At 57.7% G+C, this 1,001-nt stretch carries 3 protein-coding genes; all 3 read right to left on the minus strand.

Annotation, left to right across the window (positions count from 1 at the left end; all coding sequences use genetic code 11):
• On the minus strand, window positions 1-212 hold a 212-nt coding region (locus RFN30_RS32260; RefSeq protein ID WP_320265977.1), incomplete at its 3' end, for an IS66 family transposase.
• Window positions 213-274: 62 nt separating this feature from the next.
• The gene (gene tnpB, locus RFN30_RS32265) at window positions 275-622 is read right to left on the minus strand and encodes an IS66 family insertion sequence element accessory protein TnpB (protein WP_320265978.1); all 348 of its coding nucleotides are present in this window, start codon (window positions 620-622) and stop codon (window positions 275-277) included.
• Window positions 619-1,001 (minus strand): IS66-like element accessory protein TnpA (tnpA, locus tag RFN30_RS32270; protein ID WP_320265979.1); only part of this gene is annotated, 383 nt, incomplete at its 5' end. The genes tnpA and tnpB, both read right to left, overlap by 4 nt.

Here is a 1,001-nt window from a genome sequence, read left to right on the forward strand (position 1 = left end):
AGTTCCAACTGCTGGATTTCCCGCTCGATCTTTTCCGAGGACTTGCCGAAGACCTGTTTCTTCAGCTTGGCGATGCGCAGCCGTAAGGTTTGGATCAACTGGTCATGCGCCTGCAACGTCGCCGACATCTTCGCATTTTCCGCCTGCAGGGCGGCGATCATCGCCTTCAGGAAGGCCGGATCATCGGGAAGATTTTGGCTCGCGCTCGACATGAACCTGACTACCATAAGTCAGGACGAGTATCCATAAAAACAAGCAAATTCAGTGAGATAAATCAACCGACACGCGCCGGTGGGGCACCCCAGTCGGGACGCCGCCAATCAATTCCTTCCCATAACATCGCCAATTGCGCCGTTGTCAGCCGGGCCGTTCCGTCCGCTGCTGAAGGCCAGGGAAAACGCCCTCTCTGCAAAATTTTATAATACAGGCAGAAGCCTTGGCCATCAAAATACAGGAGCTTTATGCGATCGCCCCGTCTTCCTCGAAACGCGAAGACTGCACCTCCCGTCGGCTTCTGGCGTAGCACATCCTGCGCAAGCGCAGCCAAACCTTCTACCCCTTTGCGCATGTCCGTGGCTCCGCAGGCGAGATACACTCGAACACCGGTCCCCGGTCCAATCATGCTGCTTCAACCGCCCGGATGAGCCGAGTCAGGACGGTGGCATCAACGCCACTGTCGAAGCGAAGGCTGCGCCCATCGTTCAACCGCAACTCGATCATTGCAGGCACGCGCGCAACGTCCTCGCGCACGAGCGGGGCACCAAGCATGGCTAACGTGTCTACGGGAAGGAAGACCGTATCGGCAGTGGACGGCAACAAACCCTTCTTCTTCAGCTCATGCCGCCAGGCGTAAATCTGCTGCCGGCTCACATCGTGCCGATGTGCAACCTCAGTGACCGTCGCACCGTCGAGCCCAACCGACATGACAATGTCGAGCTTCTTCTCGTCACCCCAACGCCGCCGCCGTTCCTGACCAAGAATTTCGACACGCATCCCATACC

This window comes from Mesorhizobium dulcispinae (assembly GCF_033977345.1).
Classification (GTDB): Bacteria; Pseudomonadota; Alphaproteobacteria; order Rhizobiales; family Rhizobiaceae; genus Mesorhizobium; species Mesorhizobium dulcispinae.